The following is a 16,415-nucleotide window of genomic DNA, read 5'->3' as shown; positions in this document are numbered from 1 at the left end:
GATTTCGAATAGTTGATCAATCGTCTGAAGTCTTGTGCTTGTATTCGCACAGGTCCTCGATCCGGCAGCTTCCGCATTGCGGCTTGCGCGCCTTGCAGACGTAGCGGCCATGCAGGATCAGCCAGTGGTGGGCATCGAGCAGGTACTCGCGCGGCACGAACTTCAGCAGTTTCTTCTCCACCTCCAGAACGTTCTTTCCCGGTGCTATGCCGGTGCGGTTGGCGACGCGGAAGATATGCGTGTCCACCGCCATGGCCAGTTGCCGGAAGGCGGTGTTGAGCACCACGTTGGCGGTCTTGCGGCCAACCCCGGGCAGGGCTTCGAGGTCCTCGCGGTTGTCGGGGACCTGGCCGCCGTGCTTTTCGATGAGGATGCGGCAGGTTTCGATGACGTTCTTCGCCTTGCTGTTGTAGAGGCCGATGGTCTTGATGTACTCCGACAGCCCCTCGACGCCGAGGGCGTGGATCGCCTCGGGGGTGTTGGCCACCGGATAGAGGCGGGCGGTGGCCTTGTTCACCCCGACGTCGGTGGCCTGGGCGGAGAGGATCACCGCGATGAGCAGTTCGAAGGGGGTGGTGTAGGCCAGTTCGGTCCTTGGCTCGGGGTTGTCTTCGTGCAGTCGGCGGAAGATCTCCGCGCGCTTGGCGGCATTCATTCAATCACTCCGGTGACGCGGACGCGCTGGCGCTGGGTGGCGGGTACGTCGCCCGCCTGCACCTTGGCGCGTTCCGCCAGGCTTTCATCGATACGGTTCTTCAGGGCGATCAGCAGGCCGAGCATGATGAACGCGCCCGGCGGCAGGATCGCCAGCAGGAAGCCCTGGTACTGCGGGAACGGCTGGATCTTCCAGTCCGCCGCCGCCGGGCCGAACAGCAAGTGCATGTCGGCCAGCAGGGTACCCTGGCCGAGCAGCTCGCGCAGGCCGCCGAGGACCAGCAGGACCAGGGCGAAGCCGAGGCCCATCAGCAGTCCGTCGAAGCTGGCGCGCAGCACGCCGTTCTTCGCCGCGAAGGCCTCGGCGCGACCGAGGATCACGCAGTTGGTGGTGATCAGCGGGATGAAGATGCCGAGGACCTGGTACAGCTCGTAGGTCCAGGCCTGCATCAGCAGTTCGATGCAGGTGGTCAGCACGGCGATGATCATGACGAACGCCGGCAGCCGGATCGCCTCGCTCACCGCGCCGCGCACCAACGATACCGCGGCATTGGAGCAGGCCAGCACGAGCATGGTGGCCAGGCCCAGGCCGAGGGCGTTGACCGTCGAGTTGCTGGTGCCCAGCAGCGGGCACAGGCCGAGCAACTGGACCAGACCCGGGTTGTTGCGCCACAGGCCGTTGCGGGCGATCTCGCGGAAATCTTGTTCACTCATGTCCGGCAGCCTCTTCGGGGGCGAGCAGGCGTTCGCGGTTGGCGTCGAAGTAGCGCAGCGCCTTGTGCACGGCGCGGACCACGGCGCGCGGGGTGACGGTGGCGCCGGCGAACTGGTCGAACGTACCGCCGTCCTTCTTCACCGCCCAGCCGGCGTCCGCCGGATCGCCCAGGCTCTTGCCGTCGAAACCGTGCACCCAGGGACTCTTGGCCAGTTCGATGCGGTCGCCGAGGCCGGGGGTTTCCTTGTGCGCGACGACCCGCACGCCGAGCAGCCGGCCTTGGGCGGTGACCCCGACCAGTAGCTGGATGGCGCCGCTGTAGCCATCCGGCGCGCTGGCCTGGAGGATGACTGCGCTGGCCTGGCCGTGCAGGCGGGCGACATAGGCCGGACGCGGCGCATCCAGGCCGAGCAGCTTCGGCGCGAAGGTTGGCACCTGGCTGTCCAGCGGATGGTTGTCGTAGCTGCCCGGCGGCAGCAGTTCCAGCAGGGCGCGGCCGCGCGCCTCGCGCTGGGCTTCGGCGATGCGCGCTTCTGTGAATTGCTGCACCAGGGCCACCAGGCCCACCCCGACCAGGGCGAAGAGCCCGAGCAGGAGGGCGTTGCGCAGCATCGAACGGCGAGTCGCGGCGTCCATCAGTCGCCTGCCTTGAAGCCGCGCTCGGCCTTGCGATGGCCGTAGGTGCGCGGCCGGGTGTAGTAGTCGATGGTCGGCGCCGCCAGGTTCATCAGCAGCACGGCGAACGCCACGCCATCGGGATAGCCGCCCCAGGTGCGGATGACGTAGGTGAGGACGCCGACGCCGAGGCCGAAGACCAGCCGCCCGCGATTGCTGGTGGCGCCGGACACCGGGTCGGTGACGATGAAGAAGGCGCCGAGCATGGTCGCCCCGCTGAACAGATGGAACAGTGGCGAGCCATGGGAATCGGAGCCGGAACCATTCCAGAACAGCAGGCTCATGGCGAACAGGCCGGCGAGCATGCCCAGCGGCGCGTGCCAGGTGAACAGCCGGCGCCAGAGCAGGAACAGGCCGCCGAGGAGGAACGCCAGGTTGACCCACTCGCTGCCGGCGCTACCGAGGTGGCCGAAGGCCGGGTTGCCGGCGAACAGCTCATCGACGGTCAGGCTGCGGTCGGTCTTCAGCACGTCGAGGGCGGTGGCGTGGGCCCAGGCGTCCGGCCGGCTAGCGAGGCCGAGGAATTCGCGGAGGCTGTCGGGCAGGCCGAGGGCGCTGTCCGGCGAGGGCCAGCGGGTCATTTCCAGGGGAAACGAGACCAGCGCCACGACGTAGCCGAGCATCGCCGGGTTGAACGGGTTCTGTCCGAGGCCACCGTACAGGTGCTTGCCGAATACCAGGGCGAAGAAGGTCGCCACCAGGGTCAGCCACCAGGGGGCGTAGGGCGGCAGGGCGACTGCCAGCAACAGGGCGGTGACCAGCGCGCTGCCGTCCTTGAGGAACACCCCCGGCGGACGTTTGCGCAGGGCCAGCATGGCGGCTTCGCAGGCCAGCGCGACGAGGCTGGCCCAGGCCAGGTTGAGCAGGGTGCCCGGGCCGTACAGCCAGGTCAGCGTCAGCAGGCCGGGGACGCAGGCGCCGAGCACCAGGCGCATGATCGCCGGGGTACGGTTGGAGCCGCGGGCGTGGGGCGAGGTGGGGCGGGGCAGGGCCATGGTCACTCCGTGCCGTGTTCGGTCAGGGCGCGCTCGGCGGCGCTCAGGCGCGCGCGGGCGGCGGCGAGTGCGGCGGCGTCGGCGTTCGCCAGGCGTTCGAGCTTCTTCAGGGCGGCGCGGGCGTAGGCCAGCTCGGTCTTCAGCTCGCGGGTGCGCGGGTCGACCGGGCGCTTGTCGATCCGCACCAGCTCCGGCGCCGGCTTGCCGCAGGCGTCCTCGGCGGCATGCAGGTCGCGCTCGGCGGCTTGCAGCTCGCCGCGCAGGCGTTCCAGCTCGCTGTCCATCACCCCGGCCTGCTCGGCCTTCTTCAAGGCCGCGCGCTTGCCGACCAGGGCGATCTTCGCCCGCTTCAGCGCCGCCTGGCCGTCGTCGCCGGGCGCCGCGGGCTTCGGCGCGTGACGCTCGAGGCGGGCCAGGGTGGCTTCGCAACGCTCGACCTCGGCGCGCAGTTCGTCGAGGGTCGCCCGTTGCTCGGCGCCGGGCGCTTCGCCGAAGGCCTTTTCCGAGCGCTTGAGCTGGGCGCGGGCCATGGCGGCCTGGGCCTTGGCCTTCTTCAGTTCGGCTTCGTCGTCGAGCGCGGCAGGCGGTGCGCTGGGTAGGTCGCGCGGCAGGCTGGCTTCGGCATCGGCCAGGGCCTTGTCGGCGGCCTCGGCGGCGGCGCGCAGTTCCGCGACCAGGCCATGCTGTTCCGGGGTGTCGTGGCTGAGCAACTGTTTCTCGGCCTTCTTCAGGGCCACCCGCGCCATGCTCGCTTCGATCTTCAGCCGTTTCAGCCGTTCGCTGCCGCTACCGGCCTGCTTGCGCGCCCTGGCCCGCTCGATCGCCGCCTGCACCGGGTCGACCGCCGTGGCGGGGGCGGCTTCCTCGCGCTCGGCCTGGGCGGCGCGCGCCAGCGCGGCCTTCTCCGCGCGTTGGGCGCGTTCTGCGGCCCGGCGCTCCTCGTCGCGGCGCAGGCGAGCCTGGCGTTGCTCGAAACGCTCACGGGATTGTTCGGCCTTCAGCAGCTTCTGCCGCTGCTCGCGGATCTCCGCCTTGGACGCGCGGTAGTACTGCACCAGGGGAATGCTCGACGGGCAGACGTAGGCGCAGGCGCCGCATTCGATGCAATCGAACAGGTTGTGGGCGAGCAATTGCTCGTGCTCGTCGCCCAGGGCGAAGAAATGCAGTTGTTGTGGCAGCAGGCTGACGGGGCAGACCTGGGCGCAGTCGCCGCAGCGGATACAGGGCATGGCCGGCACTGGTTCCGGCAGCTCCGTGGCATCGCCGGCGAGCAGGCAGTTGCAGGTCTTGATCAGCGGCACCGAGAGATCGGGCAGGGCGAAGCCCATCATCGGCCCGCCCATCAGCACGCGTTCCAGGCGTCCCTCGGCGAGGCCGGCGAACGCCAGCAACTCGTGTACCGGCGTACCGATCAGCGCCTCGACGTTCATCGGCCGCTCCAGGGCGCCGCCGGCGAGGGTAGTGATCCGCGAGATCAGCGGCCGACCGAGGACGACGGCATCGTGCACGGCGGCCAGGGTGCCGACGTTCTGGCACAGGATGCCGATGTCCGCCGGCAGGCCGTCCGCCGGGACTTCCCTGCCGGTGAGCAACTGGATCAGCTGGCGCTCGCCGCCCGAGGGATAGCGGGTCGGCAGGGCGACGATGCGATAGGGCCGTTCACCGAGGGCGGCGCCGAGGGCGGCGATGGCTTCCGGTTTGTCGTCCTCGATGCCGACCAGCACCTCTTCGGGGCACAGGATCTGCACCAGGATATCGATGCCGCCCAGCACCTGCGTGGCGCGCTCGCGCATGAGCAGGTCGTCGGCGCTGATGTAGGGCTCGCATTCGGCGCCGTTCACCACCAGCGTATGGATCTTTTCCGCCGGGCGCGCGGCGAGCTTGGCCGCGGTGGGGAAGCCGGCGCCGCCGAGACCGCCGATGCCGGCCGCGCGGATGCGTTCGAGCAACGCCAGCGGACTTTCGGCGCGGAAGTCCGGGCAGGGATGCAGCTCGGTCCAGCGCTCCAGGCCGTCGCTGGCGATGACGATGGCCGGCGCGGGAAGACCGGAGGCATGCGGATAGGGGTGTGCGCCGATCGCCACCACGGTACCCGAGGTCGGGGCATGCAGCGCGGCGCTGACGGTGCCGTCCGGGAGGGCGATGGTCTGGCCCTTGAGTACGGCCTGGCCGACTTCCACGCAAGGTCGCGCCGGCGCGCCCATGTGCTGGCCGAGCGGCACGATGTAGCGCTGCGCCAGCGGCGCCTGCTGGATCGGCAGGGCGGTGGAGCGCTCCTTGTTGGCCGGCAGGCAGAGGCCACCGGGGAAGGCGTGCAGGGTGCTCATGCCGCTCGCTCCCGGTCGCTGGCGATCAGTCGCGGCGACGGCTGCGGCCATTTCCAGTGGCGCACGTCGTCTGGGGTTTCGCGCATCTCGATGCAGTCCACCGGACAGGGCTCCAGGCACAGGTCGCAACCGGTGCATTCGTCGGCGATCACCGTGTGCATCAGCCGTGCGGCGCCGACGATGGCGTCCACCGGGCAGGCCTGGATGCACTTGGTGCAGCCGATGCATTCGGCCTCGCGGATGTAGGCTACCCGCGGCGGGGTTTCCTCGGCGGCGTCGAGCGGCTCGGGCTCCAGGTCGAGCAGGTCGGCGAGGGCGCGGATGGTCGCTTCGCCGCCCGGCGGGCACTTGTTGATCTTGTCGCCGGCGGCGATCGCCTCGGCGTAGGGCTTGCAGCCGGGGTAGCCACACTGGCCGCACTGGGTCTGCGGCAACAGGGCGTTGACCTGCTCGGCGACCGGATCGCCCTGGACGCGGAAGCGCACCGCCGCATAGCCGAGCAGCGCACCGCCGGCCAGGCAGATCGGCAGCAGCGCGCCGATCGCCAGGAACACGCCGTTCATGGCCGGACCAACCCACTGAAGCCCATGAACGCCAGCGACATCAGGCCGGCGGTGATCATGCCGATGGCCGCGCCGCGGAACGGCGCCGGCACGTCGGCGATGGCGATGCGCTCGCGCAGGGCGGCGAACAGCACCAGCACCAGGGAAAAGCCCAGCCCGGCGCCGAAGCCCTGGGTAGTGGCCTGGAGGAAGCCGTATTCAGCCTTGTTGGCGTTGAGCAGGGCGACGCCGAGGACGATGCAATTGGTGGTGATCAGCGGCAGGAAGATGCCGAGCACCCGGTACAGCAGCGGGCTGGTCTTCTTCACCAGCATCTCGGTGAACTGCACCACCACCGCGATCACCAGGATAAAGCCGATGGTGCGCAGGTACTCCAGGTCCAGCGGGCGCAGCACGTAGCGTTGCAGGATATGGCTGCACATCGCCGCCAGGGTCAGGACGAAGGTGGTGGCGAGGGACAGGCCGATGGCCGTCTCGATCTTCCGCGACACGCCCATGAACGGGCACAGGCCGAGGAACTGCACCAGGACAAAGTTGTTGACCAGGATGGCGCTGACCAGGATCAGGGCGAGTTCAGTCATACGCGAAGCATTCGTTGCAGGGCCGGGGCCGTCGGGGGAAATCCCCTATTATCGGGTGGGATTGCCCTGCAAGGCTAGCGTACCTTCGCAGTTTGGCATGGCAACCCAGTCAGTCGCAGGCGCCGCCAGGACCCATGGTCCATGGCGGAGGCTCGTGCAAGTGCCCGCGATGTGGGTTTCAGCGCGCCAGCCGCTGCTCGATGCTTTGGCTCAGGGCCTTCAGGCGGGGCAGTACTTCTTCGGGGGGCGGGGTGTAGTCGGTGAGGTCGTCGGTGCCTTTCTGGAAGGTCTGCACCTGGATCGCTACCAGCGGATCGAGGGTGCCGCCTGTATGGGCCAGGCCGAACCAGGCGCGTTCCCGTTCGCCGGAGTCGGGGCGCGGGTCGAGGCGCCAGCCTTCGAAGGCGGCCAGGCGCTTGCCGATGTGGAGGCTGTCGAGCAGCGCGCTTTTTTTCCATTTCTGCCGGTCGTAGCCGGGACGGAAGTCGCTGTCGTAGAGGCCGCTGGTGGGACGGGTCTGCCAGGGATCGTTGGCCGAGGCGGTGAGCAGGCTGAAGATCACGTTGGGCGTGCGGGTGAAACGCAGGCTGTTCTTCAATTCGTAGGCGGTCTTGCCGTCGTCGGCGATAAAGCCGTAGGGGAAGCAGATGCCCGGTTCGTTCGGCACTTCGTAAAGCTCGCGGGTGCGGAAACGGGCGATTAGGTCCTTGATGCGCTGGGCGGAGTTCTCGGTCGGCTTGGAGAAGGTGAAGTAATAGACCCGCTGGTTGCGCCAGAGCAGGACATGGAAGGGGATATTCTTGCTGCCAAGGATATGGGAGTCGGGGATGCCGAGATCGTGTTCGTAGATCTTGGCGAGAGGAATCTTGGCCTCCATTTCTGCGATTCCTTTTTTTATCCGTTCAATACTTTTCTCTTCGCTCTTGTTTTTTTGGAGCGTACTTATTGCTTTCTTATCTAGTTTTATGTTTTCTCTAAGATGGTCTTGGTATATTTCTGCTGTTCCTTTTATGTAGTTTGAGGCGTTATGGAATTCATTTTTATCAACCTTTTCGGAAACGTAAAAAATCATACTGTCGTAGTCATAGCTGCCGTTGTCACCTACGGCGGTCACCTCGGCGGTAAAGTTATGCCCCCCCCCTTTGGATATCTGCCAGACTCGTGAGGCATCATAAGTTGCCCACTCCATCTCCTCCGGTATCTCGAAGGTCATTCGACCCAGACACTCCTGGTATTTACTTGAGGGGGCTTCTGCCCAAGTTATATTCGAGCTGCTCAATAGGATAAGCCCCATCAAAACCCTTTTCATGTGCGATGCTTTCCTTGTGCCGAGCTATCTCCATTCATGGCGACCTGGGTGGGAAGCGATCTGCTGTCCTGATGTGCCAGGATGCTTAGATTCAAGCCAGAATCATTGCGCTCACCACGGGTCCAACTGGTTGGTAGAGCCGTGATGAAACCGGAAACCCCGTTGGGTGGTGGGAAGGTTTTCACCGAAGTGAGATTAGATGAGCGCCAGAAGATTTCCTGATATGGCATCGGCTCCATCAGTTGTCCGCCCGCCCTTAACTCGCCAGGTTTTCTGTATGCCCAGGTGGGCCATATGGAGGCGGGAAATCCGTCCTCAAATCCTTTAGGCGGCTCTGGAGTCAGTTGCAGTTGAGTCTGGCTGATATTTTGGGGAATAAAATTGAAAGTCCGTTCATAGGCACGAGTATTCTCCTTGGCTAATGTTTGTATAGCTTCCCAGGCCTCTTGAGCCGCCGGGATGGACAGATAAGCACTCAACTCGCTGGCCGGCTTGACGAAACCGCCTGGCCCCTGGCTCAAGCCAAAATGCTTCTTCCACAAATTCACCCGCAACTGGTGGATGGCCTTGCCGACGATGGCGTCGTTCTTGCCGTCCAGCCTGACCGTCAGCGGCTCGCTGTCGCGCACCATCACCGCCAGCTCGGAGTCGCGCTCGCCTTGCAGGCTGCGGTCGTTGATATTGGCGCTGCCGAGGATGGCCACCCGGTCGTCGGCGATCAGCAGCTTGCTGTGCACGTAGATCTGTTCGGTGACCACCCGCCCGCCGAGCACCGCCCAGGTGCGCAGGTTGAGCAGGGTCAGGTAGCGGCTCCAGTCCTGCTGTTCGTAGACCGGGCGACCGCGAGCGTCCTTGCGCTCGATGATTTCCCGGGCCTGGGCCGGGTCGGACTTGCCTTCCAGGGCCTTGAGCGCCATCTGCCGCTGAATGCGCTTGACCAGGCTCTGTTCGCCGAACACCAGGCTCTGCTGGGTCAGGTGCACCTGGTGCATGATGTTCGGCACGTTCAGCGCGCCCTCCGGGTGCACCGGCAGGACCAGGTAGACGTGGAACGGGTGCTCGCGCTGGATGGCCCGTTCGATGCGCCGCGCCAGGGCTTCGCCGATCTCGTTGAGCAGGCCGTGCTGGGCTTCGCCGAGCTTGTGGGTGAGCCAGCCCTGGGCGTTCACGCCCCACATGGCGAGCATCGACTTGAGGAACTGGCGGGCCTCGGTGCCAGGCTCCTGGGCGATCTTCTCCACTTCGGCCCAGTCCAGCAGCCAGAGGTCGCGCTGCTCCAGGGCTTCCTCCAAGCGTATCCGGACGACGAAGTCGCGTCGCAGGCTGCCAACGTCGCGCAGACTGGCCATGGGGCCTGAAAGGGGCAGATCCTTGAAAACTTCGCCTTCCTTGCCGAACTCGCTCTGGAAGAACTGGTTCTCGATATAGATGAACTGCTGCGCCCCGGAAATCGCCAGGAGCATGGCGTCCTTGCAGTTGCTCTGGACTCCTTCGGTGGAGACGCCGACCTGCAAGGGCAGGTTCACTCCCGCGCCGAGGCGGCCGGCCTGCTCCTGTTCGAGCATGCGCGCCGCGGCGCTGCGCAGTACCTGTACGGTCATGCCGCCGCGGCGCACCTCCGGCTCTTGCGGCAACTGTTCCGGCGCGTTGATCCAGCAGGGCGTGGGTGGGTCCAGTTCGAGCCGGAGGTTGCGCTTCTCGTCCAGGTAGTTCTCCAATCCCGCGGCGGCGGCCAGGCTGTTCAGCCACTTCATCACGGCTTCCAGGGCGCTGCGTACCAGCGCCGTATCCTGTAGCGCCGGCGTCTTGGCCAGGTAGGCCTGCTGGCCGTTCCAGCGGTCGATGAAGTTGCGCGCCAGGTCGTACACCGACGGCCCTTCGATGCGGCAATGCACATCCTGCCAGGGCATGCGCGGCTGGTCGGCGGCCAGCCGGGCGTTGTCCGGCGAGGCCAATGGCTGAGGCGCTTCGTCCAGGTAGCGATAGGGTTGCTGGTGGCCTCCGGCGCGAGCCTGCATCAGCCTGTGGAGTGTCCAGAACAGCGAGCCGGCCAACTCGCCGGCCTTGCCGCTCAGGTTCTGCGGGATATCTTCGAAGCCCTTGCCGCTGATCAGGGTCAGGACCTGGCCCAGTTCGGTTTCGCTCATCCACTGGTTGATCAGGAGCAGGCTCTTGATCCGCAGGGCTTCCGGCAGGTTGAGCGCGGCCGTGCGCAGTTCCTCCAGCCAGGCGCGCAGGCGGCGTTCGAGTTCAGGCTCGATGGGCAGGGCGTCGAGGTTGTCGGCGATCAGGTTGGCAATGGCGCGGATGCTGCTGGCGACCATCTGCCGCCTGAGCGCATCGAGCCGTTCGAAGCCTTCGTCCAGGCCTTCTTTCGAGCTGTTGTAGGCGCGGCCGAGCCATTGCAGGGAGGGCAGCATCGGGCTGCGGAACAGGTCGGAAAGGTAGGCGGCGCCGTTGAGGGCGCGGGCGCGGCTGGGTGCGAGGGGAATGCTCAGCAGCGGTTCGTCGCTGGCGGCGATGTGCGGGAAGGGCGACAGGCGAAGGGTGGGCGCATGCAGCGTCAGGCTGGCGAGCGGCCTGGAAAGGTCGAACAGGGTGGCCATCATCAGGCCCATGGAGCTGACGTGTTCGTCCTCCGCCATCCAGCCAAGATGCGGTAGGCCGGGATTATAGGCGTCGTTGCCCCGGCGCCCGGAGGCGTCGAGGCTGAAATCGTTGTCGTCGCGACGGCCATAGGCAAGGTCGATCCCGCCGACATAGCCGATGCGGTTGTCGATCACCACGGATTTCTGGTGGTGGGAGAAGGCGACGCCCAGTCCCTGCATGTCGCTCTGCTGGATCGCCGGCGTACAGAAGGCGCGCGCGCCGCCCTCGAGTCCGGCGTTGAGCTGGAACACCGCGAGCATGGTTTCGAAGTCATAGGTGCCGAGGCTGCCGGAAGGGCTGAGCCAGGGCATCACGTAGACCTTCAGCGCGGGCGAGCGCTCCAGCGCCTGGCGCAGGCACTGCCAGAGGCTGCGGCGGCCGTCGAGGAGGACGTCGTAGTTGACCTGCCAGCCGGTGATGAAGATGCTCGAACTGGCGCTGTCGAGGGCGCTGGCCAGGTCGCTGAAGTAGTCCCGGCCGGTGGTGAAGAAGCGGACCCGGTTACCGGCCCGCTTTTCGGAAAAGAGGTTGGACCCCTTGATGAAACAGCCCGGTGCGGAAATGGCTACGCAGGGGCTGCCATCCTGCTGGTTGATCTGGTTGAGTTCCTTTTCGTGGAGGCCGTTGTAGGGCTTCTTCTGCAACATGGATCAGTCCTTGGCCAGTAGGTGGGAATAAAGGTCGCCTTCGCAGCAACTGTCGAGCTTGCCGCGCTGGTGTTCGAGCGGGGTGGGCGCGCGCTGGCCGCCCAGGGTGTCATGGAAGTCCAGCGCGCCCAGCGCGTGGCGCGTGGCGTCCCAACCCTCACGCTCCCGATGCGGACGGATGCCTATTCGTTGCCCCGGATACACCAGCCAGACATCGCCAGGCGCACGCTCGCAGGCGTTCGATAGCTGACGCTGTTGAGTGTCGTCCAGCACCAACCGTCCCTTCTCGTCGCTCTCGCCTTCCAATACCAGGTTGTGCTCCTTACCCTGGACGATGCGCCAGGGCGTATGAATCAAGGGGAATCCTTCGTCTCCGGGAATATCCTGCAAACGGATATCGAAGCGGTATTCGCCGTTCTGCTTCGGATCGCTGGCGTGGAGACCGGCGTTGGCGGGTTGTAGCGGGCGTCCTGCGACATCGGCGTCCGCCGCCCCCGGCGTCAACGGCATCTTGATCGCGATCCCCGAGCCGCTTCCCGGTGCGCCGCCTGCATTGATCCGTGCCAGCGGGCCGCTGATGGCGATGCCGCTTGCGTCGAGCCGGATGAAGCTGCCGCCGGCCTTCACCGTCAGTTCGCTGTCAGCCTCGATCACCATCTTCTGCCCGGCCTTCAGGTGGATCTCGCGCCCGGCCCTGGCCAGGTAGGCACGACCGAGCTTCACGTGCTGGCTGTCGCCGACCGTCAGGTGGTCATCGGCCTTCAGCTCGACCTTGCGCTCTCCGTGCACGGTGTGATGCTCCTCGGCCTTGAACTCGCTGTAGCTGTTCGCCTCCACGGTGTCGTGGCGTTCGTGGCCGACGCGGATCTTCTGGTCATGCTCGATGTTCTCGTCCCAGTCGCGCTGGGCATGGACGAAGATCTGTTCCTGGCCCTTGCGATCCTCGATGCGCAGCTCGTTGTAGCCATCGCCGCCAGGGCTGCTGAGGCTCTTGAAGACGCTGCGGGTCTGGTTCGCCGGCAACTCGTAGGGCACCGGGTGGGCGGCGTGGTAGACGCAGCCGCTGACCAGCGGCTGGTCGGGATCGCCTTCGAGGAAGTCCACCAGCACTTCCATGCCGACCCGCGGAATGACGATGCCGCCATAGCCGTTGCCGGCCCAACCGCTGGCTACGCGCAGCCAGCAACTGCTCTTGTCGTCGCCCTGCCCCTCGCGGTCCCAGTGGAACTGCACCCTGACCCGGCCGTAGCGGTCGCAGTGGATTTCCTCGCCTGGCGGGCCGGTCACCACCGCGGTCTGGCTGCCCAGCACGCGCGGCTTCGGGTGCTCCAGCGGCGGGCGGAAGAACACCTCCCAGGGCGTCGCGAGGAAGCGGTTGCGGTAGCCCTGCTGGAAGTCGTCCGTGCTGGCCGACGTGTCGGAGGTAACGTTCTCTTCCAGCACCTGCGGCTGCTTGCCTTCGTGGAAGACTTCGCTGAGCAGCCACAGGTCGTTCCACTCCGCGCGCGGGTGCTCGGCGATCTCCAGGAAGTGCCCGCTGACCAGCAGCGGCTGGTCGCTGACCCCTTCGCCCAGGCGCCGGTCGGCGCGGTGGCGCTCCAGGGCGCGCTGGCTGAGCAGCTTGCCGCGCTGGCGATCGACGAAGCGACCGGGGTAGTCGTAGTCCTCCAGGTCCGGCTCGGCCGGGGCGTCGGCAGCGGGGCGATTGCCGGCCTCCAGCAGCAGCCGCGGCTTCTCGAAGTCGTAGTCGCGGCGAGTGGTGCGCGTGGTGCGGCTGGCCAGGCGCAGGCTGAAGCGCTTGATCACCGGTTCGTCGGCGACCAGCCCGCTGTCGTGCACGTAGGCGGTGGGACGGCCCAGGCGGGGGAACACCGTCTGGTCGTCGCCGAACACCAGCAGGTGCGCCTCGGCGCTGTGCCGGAAATGGAAATGGATGCCCTCTTCGGCACAGAGGCGCTGGACGAAATGCAGGTCGCTTTCGTCGTACTGCACGCAGTATTCGCGCTCGGGATACCGGGTGCCGAGCTGGAAGCGGTAGGCGTCGGCGAGGATGCCGTGCTCCTCGAGGATCAGGGCGACGATCTGCGGCACCGTGAGGTGCTGGAAGATCCGCTGGTTGTTGCGCTGGGCGAGGTAGGCCAGGTGTGGGACGAGGGTGAGGCGATAGCGGGTCAGGCGCTTGCCGGCATCGCCCTGGGCAGCGCCGTAGACCAGGCCGTGGACACCCTGGCCCTGCGGGGTGAAGGCGAGGAAGGCGGGTCGGTGCATGAGCGCTTCGAGGTCGAGGCCGGCGCGCTCGCTGACCAGTTCGAGTTCGAAGCGGTAGGGCCGGCTGATGCCTTCGTGGCCGCTGAATTCGAGAACCTGCAGGTCGTGACGGAGGCCGTCGAGGCTGAGGCTGAAGTGGGTCTGGTTGGCCGGGTTGAACATCCGCTGTCCCCTGTTTCTCGAAAAACCTGCACGGCTGGCGTCCCTGTTCGCCGTGCTCGATCCGAAGTGCGTGATCGCGCGGATGCTACGTCAAAAAAACTGTGCAAATTGTTGCGCACATCGCCGGAAAACCGCGGCGCGCCTGAGTCTCAGTACTATGAAACAAAATATTTCAGGGAAAATCCGATGGGCGCAGACTGAGCGAAAAAGCGCTACCGCAACCCGAGCAGGATGCTGCTCCGCCCGGATCGACGGAGGTTCCACGGAGCGTCCGGCACTCCGCAGAGAGCGGTTCTATTGCAACCTGGCCCGCTCCAGCAGCGCCCAGGCCAGGGCGAAGGTCGGTTCGCCATCCTCGCTCTGCTCGCTGGCGCTGACCACGATCCACCGCGCGCCCGCCGGCTTGGCTGCCCACAGGCGGTATTCGCTGCCTGCGGAGCCGCCGTCGTCTTCCTCTACCTTGTAGCGCGCCTCGCCGTCGCCCAGGCGCCTGCTCGCCAGGTCGGTCGGGGGCGGCGCGTCCCGGCGCTGGACCTCCAGTTGGCGTGGGTTGCGCAGCTTGCCGCCTTCGTCGAAGCGGAAGCCCTCGGCGCTGCGCCGCGCGTCGAAGCCGACGGGGCGCTCCACCACCAGCCCGTTCGGGTGGGTCAGGGTCTTGTCGAAGTCCACCCCGGACTCCGCGGTGCAGGCCAGCAGGGCGAGGCTGGCGAGAATCAGGGCGACTGTCTTCATGGGAACCTCATTCCAGGGTCGAGGAAGGTGGCGTAGGCATCGTCGACGAACATCGGCCAGCCCGGCGACAGGTTGTCGTCCCAGGGCCGCGAGGTGTATTCCGAGGCCAGCGCGCGGACATTGTCCCGCGGCCAGTTGCGCGGATTGCCGGCGTAGGCGCGGAGATCGATGGAGGGAAATGCGCCGCGGGTCTTCGGCAGCTTGCGCAGGTCCTGTTGCGACGCGAGGTTGGCGACGTAGCGGATGTAACGGGCGGTGGCGAAGATGTTGAATTCGTCGGAAGCCAGCAGGGTGGCGACCGCCTTGCGCGACAGGCCGCGGCGCACCGGCTGGCCGAGCAGGTCGGTGAACAGCTCGTACTTGATCGCGGTGGAGACCACTACCTGGCCGAGGCCGATGGAGGTGTTGGCGCTCTTGATGCTGACTGCCGCCTGATAGTCCTTGGCGTCTTCGTCGCGGGTCTGGTCACGCTGCTCGGCGAGGATGATCGCGCCGATCAGTTGCGGCGTCAGGTCGTACTTGCGCGCGGCCGCGGACATGACCTTGGCCCGCGACGGCGGGTTGCCCGGATAGGCGTCGGGGAACAGCGTGCTGATCGGCTGGCCGACCAGCGTCTGTGCCTGGTTCAGCTTGTCTTGCGGCGAAAGCTGGCTCAGGTAGGCGCCCAGGTCGCCGAGCGGGTTGCTGTACTTGGTGACGGTCGCCGGGTCCTTGTTGAGCAGCTTGAGCTGGTCGCCGAAGGCAATGGACGGCAGGTCGGTCGGATTGACGCCGGTGGCGCCGACCCCGCTGAACGGACCCTGGATCGCCTGGCTGGCCACCCCGGTGGCGCCGGCCGCGGCGAAGCCCAGGCGGCCAGCGGCGTCGGCGAGGTCGGCGCAGATGTCGAAGAAGGTGATGGTGGGGAAGTAGATCCAGTTGTCGGTCTGGGTGCCCAGGGGATTGTTGATCAGGCTGCGGATCAAGGCATTGCGTGCCTGGTAGCGCTGCATGGTGGTGCGCCCGGCGATGCTGGCGATCAGCGAGCGCGCCAGTTCCGGCGGGCCCACCCGCTGGAACAGCTTGATCAGCGAGCCGCTCTTGTCGAGTGCGGCGATGGTCGCATCGGGCACGTTGTCGTTGCGGATCGCGGCGATCACCCGGCGGGCTTCCTGGCGGGTCACCTGCCAGTCGTCCCAGCTATAGGAAATCAGTGACTCGATCAGGTCGCTGGTGGCGGTCATCGGTCTTCCTCCTTGTGAGTTGCCAGGCCCGTCAGGCGGTCCTGGGCGAAAGAGCGGACCCTCCCGGTCCGCCCGTATGCCTGGGCTCAGCGCGCCTCGTTCTTGCCGGGCCGCCGCAGCCAGCGCCACAGGCCGCGCAGCAACAGGCCCAGCGGCAGCAGCACGACGAGGAACGGCAGGCTGTAGGCGAAGAATTTCATCGCGGCGATGGTGCCATCGACAAGGTCGTCGAGCAGTTGCCCGGCGGCCGTGGCGAGCTGGCCGAGGCGGCTGTCCGGCTGCGCCTCGCTGCTGAAGCTCAGGGTCAGCAGGTTGGTGGCGATGCGCCGCTGCTGCTGGGCGCCGGCCTGGGCGTTGTCGGCCAGTTGGGCTTCCACCGCGGCGATTTCCTTGGCCAGGGCCAGCAGGTCGCCGACGCTCATGTCCTTGCGCCCCTGGTATTGCTGCAGGGTCTGGTACTCGCGTTGCAGGCGCTCGCGTTGCTGGCGGGTGTCGGCGACCGCCTGGGCCAGGTCCTCGGCGCGGGTCTGCCGGCTTTCCAGCGTGCCGCCCTCGGCAGCGGCCGCGACCAGCTTCTCCACGCCGTCCGGGACGATGCGCACGGTGAGTTCGGCGTAATGGCCGATACCGCCGCGTTGTTCGATGGCGAGCACGTCGCACTGGCCGAAGCGCTCGCTGTTGCAGGCGTCGCGGCTGGCGGCGAGTTGCGCGTCGATACGCGCGGCGGGAAGGCGGATGCCGACGCGGTGTTCGTAGGCGAGGGCGGTGCCGGGTTTGCCCGTCTCGCCCTGGAAACCGGCATTGCCGGAGACGCTTTCGGCGTGTTCGGCGGAGCATCCGTAGAGCGCCGCCAGCAGGACGCCGGCGGCAAGCTTCCATGCGTTCATTCTATCGAGCCCTCCGTGGCTTCGTGGT

Annotated in this window: 13 protein-coding genes; all 13 read right to left on the bottom strand. The window is 66.7% G+C overall.

Features of this window, described 5'->3' with window-relative positions; genetic code table 11:
• Nucleotides 1–16 precede the first annotated feature (16 nt).
• The 13 genes from nth to HMPREF1224_RS19795 all read right to left on the bottom strand — a co-directional run bounded on the left by nth (nt 17) and on the right by HMPREF1224_RS19795 (nt 16,387).
• Entirely contained in the window at nt 17–655 is a 639-nt protein-coding gene (gene nth, locus HMPREF1224_RS19850) for an endonuclease III (protein ID WP_003092050.1), read from the bottom strand.
• Complete coding sequence (locus HMPREF1224_RS19845) at nt 652–1,368, bottom strand: electron transport complex subunit E (RefSeq protein ID WP_003107418.1); 717 nt, start codon at nt 1,366–1,368, stop codon at nt 652–654. Before HMPREF1224_RS19845 ends, nth begins: the two co-directional genes overlap by 4 nt.
• On the bottom strand, nt 1,361–2,005 hold the full coding sequence (rsxG, locus tag HMPREF1224_RS19840; RefSeq protein WP_003092047.1) for an electron transport complex subunit RsxG: 645 nt from the start codon (nt 2,003–2,005) through the stop codon (nt 1,361–1,363). Before rsxG ends, HMPREF1224_RS19845 begins: the two co-directional genes overlap by 8 nt.
• A complete protein-coding gene (locus HMPREF1224_RS19835; RefSeq protein WP_010793281.1) occupies nt 2,005–3,039 on the bottom strand; it encodes an RnfABCDGE type electron transport complex subunit D in 1,035 nt (344 codons plus the stop codon). The genes rsxG and HMPREF1224_RS19835 overlap by 1 nt, the downstream gene beginning before the upstream one ends.
• Nucleotides 3,040–3,041: 2 nt before the next feature.
• Nucleotides 3,042–5,366 (bottom strand): electron transport complex subunit RsxC, encoded by a 2,325-nt coding sequence (gene rsxC / locus HMPREF1224_RS19830; RefSeq protein WP_010793280.1) that lies wholly within the window; start codon nt 5,364–5,366, stop codon nt 3,042–3,044.
• The gene (gene rsxB, locus HMPREF1224_RS19825) at nt 5,363–5,929 is read right to left on the bottom strand and encodes an electron transport complex subunit RsxB (protein ID WP_003092043.1); all 567 of its coding nucleotides are present in this window, start codon (nt 5,927–5,929) and stop codon (nt 5,363–5,365) included. The genes rsxC and rsxB overlap by 4 nt, the downstream gene beginning before the upstream one ends.
• The gene (gene rsxA, locus HMPREF1224_RS19820) at nt 5,926–6,510 is read right to left on the bottom strand and encodes an electron transport complex subunit RsxA (RefSeq protein WP_003092041.1); all 585 of its coding nucleotides are present in this window, start codon (nt 6,508–6,510) and stop codon (nt 5,926–5,928) included. The genes rsxB and rsxA overlap by 4 nt, the downstream gene beginning before the upstream one ends.
• A 178-nt stretch (nt 6,511–6,688) precedes the next feature.
• Nucleotides 6,689–7,387: a T6SS immunity protein Tli4 family protein gene (locus HMPREF1224_RS0112085; RefSeq protein ID WP_003109999.1), complete on the bottom strand. Its 699-nt coding sequence runs from the start codon at nt 7,385–7,387 to the stop codon at nt 6,689–6,691.
• Nucleotides 7,388–7,815: 428 nt separating this feature from the next.
• Nucleotides 7,816–11,115 carry a phospholipase D gene (pldA, locus tag HMPREF1224_RS19815; protein WP_003112916.1) on the bottom strand — a complete coding sequence of 1,100 codons (3,300 nt, stop codon included), beginning with the start codon at nt 11,113–11,115 and terminating at the stop codon, nt 7,816–7,818.
• A 3-nt stretch (nt 11,116–11,118) separates the two neighbouring features.
• On the bottom strand, nt 11,119–13,545 hold the full coding sequence (gene tssI, locus HMPREF1224_RS19810; protein WP_003147991.1) for a type VI secretion system Vgr family protein: 2,427 nt from the start codon (nt 13,543–13,545) through the stop codon (nt 11,119–11,121).
• A 294-nt stretch (nt 13,546–13,839) separates the two neighbouring features.
• A complete protein-coding gene (gene tsi3 / locus HMPREF1224_RS19805; RefSeq protein WP_003117529.1) occupies nt 13,840–14,277 on the bottom strand; it encodes a T6SS effector muramidase immunity protein Tsi3 in 438 nt (145 codons plus the stop codon).
• Nucleotides 14,274–15,500, bottom strand: coding sequence for a type VI secretion system effector muramidase Tse3 (gene tse3, locus HMPREF1224_RS19800; protein WP_003092026.1), 1,227 nt, complete (start codon nt 15,498–15,500; stop codon nt 14,274–14,276). Before tse3 ends, tsi3 begins: the two co-directional genes overlap by 4 nt.
• An 86-nt stretch (nt 15,501–15,586) precedes the next feature.
• Entirely contained in the window at nt 15,587–16,387 is an 801-nt protein-coding gene (locus HMPREF1224_RS19795) for a DUF4349 domain-containing protein (RefSeq protein ID WP_003117530.1), read from the bottom strand.
• Nucleotides 16,388–16,415: the final 28 nt, after the last annotated feature.

The sequence above is a fragment of the Pseudomonas sp. P179 genome (assembly GCF_000478485.2).
GTDB classification, from domain to species: domain Bacteria; phylum Pseudomonadota; class Gammaproteobacteria; order Pseudomonadales; family Pseudomonadaceae; genus Pseudomonas; species Pseudomonas aeruginosa.
Note: the sequence above shows the minus strand (reverse complement) of the source record. Positions and strands in the feature narration are given on the sequence as shown.